The following is a 4,023-nucleotide window of genomic DNA, read 5'->3' as shown; positions in this document are numbered from 1 at the left end:
AACAACCAGCCGCCGCGCCAAATCTGAAATCCGCTCTGACATTACGTTCCCATCTACATGTACGTGGGAACGTAGCTTCGTAGGTTGAGACGCGCTTCACAAGAACGTGGTTAGTCGACCGCTTACGCACGTTCAACATCCACGACAGACCGATGGCCATGTCCGAATAGCCGGAAAAATCAAAGTACAACTGCAAGGTATACGCCAGGGCACCCAGCCAGGCGCCCGCAAAATCCGGCGACATGCCCAGGTCGGCCGCCTTGAAAATCGCATCGGCGTACGGACTGATGCCATCTGCCAGCACCACCTTTTTAAACATCCCGAGCGCAAAGATGGCCAGGCCCGCGCTGAAGTTGCCACTGTTGAAGCGATAGGTCGCCGCATCCCTGAACTGCGGCATCATCTGTGCATGGTGCAGCACGGGGCCGGCGATCAGGTGCGGAAAATACGAGACGAACAGGCCGTAGTGCACAAACCGGTATTCCCGTATGCCCTTGCGCCAGGCGTCGGCCAGAAACGCAATTTGCGTGAAAGTGAAAAACGATATGCCGATGGGCAGGATCACACGGCCAATGTCCCAGCTCGAGCCCACGGCCGCATTGAAGTTGTCCACAAAAAAATTCGCATACTTGAAGTAGCCCAGCAGCGTGAGGTTGGTGGCGACGCCAAAAACCATCCACCTTGTGGCCTGCGCGCGCTTGCGGTCATCGTCAGCATTGGCCAGTGACGCGATCCTTGTGCCGACCCAGAAATTGCCAGTGATCGACGCGAGCAAGAGCAGCGTGAACACCGGCATCCAGTAGCCGTAGAAAAACACGGAGGCAACAAAAAGCCAAAGCGCCGCCCGCGCATGACTGAAGCGGGCAATGGCAAAAAAGCCGATCAGGGTGACTGGCAGGAAAACGCAGATGAAGGCGGCGGTTGTGAACAGCACGGTGAGTCAGATTTTCAAAACTTCAGAGCGAAATAGGCCTCCAGCCCTTTATCCACCTGCACAGTGTGCTACTTATTCAATAGTAATCTCAGCCCGGCATACTGAACCCCGGCGCCTTCGCCGCCAGCCACTGCTCCAGCATCATCAGGATCCACACCATCTCGCCAAAGTAGCCGGGGTGCTCGGGCAGCCGCTGCGTCAGCAGGATTTGAACAAAATCAGCGCGCACCACACCGCGTTGGGACAGGCTGTACAGCGAGTCGGTCGCCAGTGCTTTCAGGGCCGAGTGCGTGTTGGCCCAGACGCCAAAGGGCAGGCCAAAGCCCTGCTTCTTTTTGGCAATGGTCTCGTCGGGCAAAAAGCCGCGCAGCGCTTCCTTGAAGAACCAGCGCAGCTTCAAGCCCTTGAGCTTGTAGTCGGTGGGCAGCTTGAGTGAAAAATCCAGCAGCCGCTGGTCCAGCATCGGAAAACCCACCGCCAGCCCCGCGCAGCCGGTGGCACCCAGCACCTTGGGCAAATCGCTCTCGGCCAGGGTAAAGCGCCAGTCGTAGGCCAGCTCCTTGTTCAGGTCGCTGGCTTGCTGCGGCGCCTGCCACACGCTGCGCTGCAACTGCAGCGGCGCCGTCGTGTCGATCTGCTCCATGAGCTGCGGCGTCAGCACTTCGCTGGCGCCCAGAAGCATGATCAGGTTGTACATCTGCATGCGGTCGGGCATCGGCACACGGGCCTGCTCGACATAGCTGCCCGCCTTGCGCGTCAGCGCCAGGGCCTGAGCCGCGCGGCTGCCCAGTAGCGGCTCCATCAGGCCCTTTTGAATGAAGCCCGGCACGTGCCCATACCAGCCAAACACCCGCTGCTTGGCGTAGCGGCTGTTGCCGCCAAAGAGTTCGTCGCCACCGTCGCCCGCCAGTATCTTGCTGACGCCATCTTCGCGCGCCATCCTGGCGCAGTAGTAGGAGGGCAGGGCCGACGAGTTGCCAAAAGGCTGGTCAAAATACGCGGCCACGGCCGGGATGCTACGCACCAGGTCGTCGGGCGTGACGTAATACTCGTGGTGCTCGGTCTTGAAGTGCCTGGCGGCCAGGCGGGCGTATTCCATCTCGTCGTAGCCTTGGGCGTCAAAGCCGATCGAATACGAGGCCGCCGCCTTGCCGCTGGCCAGCCCAATCATGCCCGCCACGGTCGAGCTGTCGGTGCCGCCGCTCAAGAAACAGGCCGGCTTGCTGCCGTCGAGCTGGGCCGCTACCGCCTCCTGCAGCAGCTGCCGGAACTCGTCTTTCAAAGCGGCAAACGACGGGTTGCGTTGTTCTTCGAAGCGAGGTTGCCAGTATGGTGCCACCGTCAACTTGCCGTTTTCCATCACCGCCTGGTGCCCGGGCGGCAGCCGGTAGATGCCTTTGTAGATGGTGCGCGGCGACGGGATGACGTGAAAGTACAGGTAGTCAAAAATCGCCTGCGGGCCAATCTCCGTGTTGGCATCTGCGAGTTCATCGGCACGCGGCGCAAAGCGCAGTTGGCTGTTATCGACGCGGTAGCACAGCGAGTGGATGCCAAAGCGATCGACCGTCAGGCCGGCTTTTGCACTCGCATCGTGCTCATGCTGCCCATCAGAAAATTGGGGTGCATCAAGGGCTGGGGATGATTGAGTCGATGGCATGGAGCGTCAAGTGGATCGATGATAGCGGGCGGCGCTGGGTGTTACGGGGCTCCTCAATTATGGAGGCAGTAACTGCAGTCAAGAGGTAAGGGAAAACGCATGAATCACGATTGCTGGATTCGTGCTTCATGGGCTTTAACATTCAAGCGTATGCGATGAGGCCGTGATCGTCGAAATGGATTGATTTCCAGAACAAGGGCAATCCGAACCCATCCCGCACGCTTAAAGGCCTTGATGGATGGCGTGTTGGAATGCCAAATGCGTGCAAATACTCTGGTGAACCCCTTTGCCGCCATGTCACGGCAAGACTGTGCAATGAGCAGGGTAGCAACACCAGCCCCGCGCATCTCCGGCAAAGTAATGATCTGTACCAGCTTTGCTTCGCTGTTCTGCAGGGGCCAAAAATTGCGTTTCAGATATCGATCACCAAACCAGTAAAAACACACGCCCACCAAGCGGTCTTGCTCAAGACAGGCATAGGCATGGGCGCCAGGGCCGGCATAGCCGATTTGCTCGCGGATCAAGGGATAGGGACAAGCGTCAATGTCTGCTGAATCCACCGGCAGCACTTTGAATCTCGCATCAGTTCCAGCTTGCTGAAGCGCATCTCTTCCTGTCATGTCGGTATAAATGACATAGGCTGAATAATCACCCAGAAGCAATCGCATCAATTTTTTTGCAATTTCTTTCATGAAAGACCCCGGACAAGTGGAATCTCATGTTGAGAAGCGGATGAGGCGTTTTATTCTTGCTTTCAAACCCAATTGATCGACTTTGACGCCAAGCCACATCGATGTGCGATTAATCAGCGATTGGCCATGGATGAGCGTCATGTTTGCAATATTTCTTCGCATCCAGAAAACATTGGCGCACTGCCGATGGCCGGTCGCAAAAAAACGTTTGTGTTCTGAATCTCCCTCCGTAAAATCGAAATATCGAAAACGGGATTCTGAAAATAGCTGCTCCAGCGCCAGCCACTGCAGCACGGTTCCTACCGACATCTGCAGGTAGTCGGGGTCATACCCCAAATGGCTGTAAATCAAGATACCGTTGCTTATCGGGCAATAAAGGTAGGCGACCGGCTGTTCACCATCAAACAAGACGTAGGCTCTTACGCAATCTTCTGCTGCCAGTAATTCCGCTTGTCGGATGAAATCCTCTGAATTCGGGATGCCTGCATCCAATAGACGTTCTTGATAGGTCAACCTAGTGCAGTGCGCCACTCTGTTCAGTACTTATCTCGCGGTAGTAACGAGCGCGGCCCTGGCCCGCGTGACCTTGGCCAGGATGTCGCAGGCGCGAGCGGTCCAGATGAAGGGCTTGGGATCGATGTTGTGATGGGCAACATACAGATCGATGGCCAGCTCCAGTTCGGCCACGCTGGTGAAGCTGTCACGCCGGATGCGCTTGTCGGTGATGTCTCGAAAGAAGC

At 57.1% G+C, this 4,023-nt stretch carries 4 protein-coding genes and 1 pseudogene; all 5 read right to left on the bottom strand.

Going from position 1 to position 4,023, the window contains the following annotated elements:
- The coding region (locus tag B0E49_RS00095; protein WP_144264377.1) for an MBOAT family O-acyltransferase at nt 1-934 on the bottom strand (934 nt) is incomplete at its 3' end.
- Between the two features lie 88 nt (nt 935-1,022).
- Nucleotides 1,023-2,591: an asparagine synthetase B family protein gene (locus tag B0E49_RS00090; protein WP_077559943.1), complete on the bottom strand. Its 1,569-nt coding sequence runs from the start codon at nt 2,589-2,591 to the stop codon at nt 1,023-1,025.
- Nucleotides 2,592-2,695: 104 nt separating this feature from the next.
- Entirely contained in the window at nt 2,696-3,283 is a 588-nt protein-coding gene (locus B0E49_RS00085; protein WP_077559942.1) for a GNAT family N-acetyltransferase, read from the bottom strand.
- Between the two features lie 24 nt (nt 3,284-3,307).
- Nucleotides 3,308-3,814, bottom strand: a complete 507-nt coding sequence (locus B0E49_RS00080; protein WP_286137711.1) for a GNAT family N-acetyltransferase — start codon at nt 3,812-3,814, stop codon at nt 3,308-3,310.
- A gap of 12 nt (nt 3,815-3,826) precedes the next feature.
- A pseudogene (locus B0E49_RS20400) lies at nt 3,827-4,023 on the bottom strand (IS630 family transposase); the annotation flags it as partial.

This window comes from Polaromonas sp. C04 (assembly GCF_002002705.1).
In the GTDB taxonomy this organism is placed as follows: Bacteria; Pseudomonadota; Gammaproteobacteria; order Burkholderiales; family Burkholderiaceae_C; genus Rhodoferax_A.
This window is presented reverse-complemented; position numbering and strand designations above follow the sequence as displayed.

Excerpts from the sequence above, each read along its gene's own strand:
- B0E49_RS00090 (WP_077559943.1), bottom strand. The coding sequence starts at position 2,591 with ATGCCATCGACTCAATCATCCCCAGCCCTTGATGCACCCCAATTTTCT.
- B0E49_RS00085 (WP_077559942.1), bottom strand. The coding sequence starts at position 3,283 with ATGAAAGAAATTGCAAAAAAATTGATGCGATTGCTTCTGGGTGATTAT.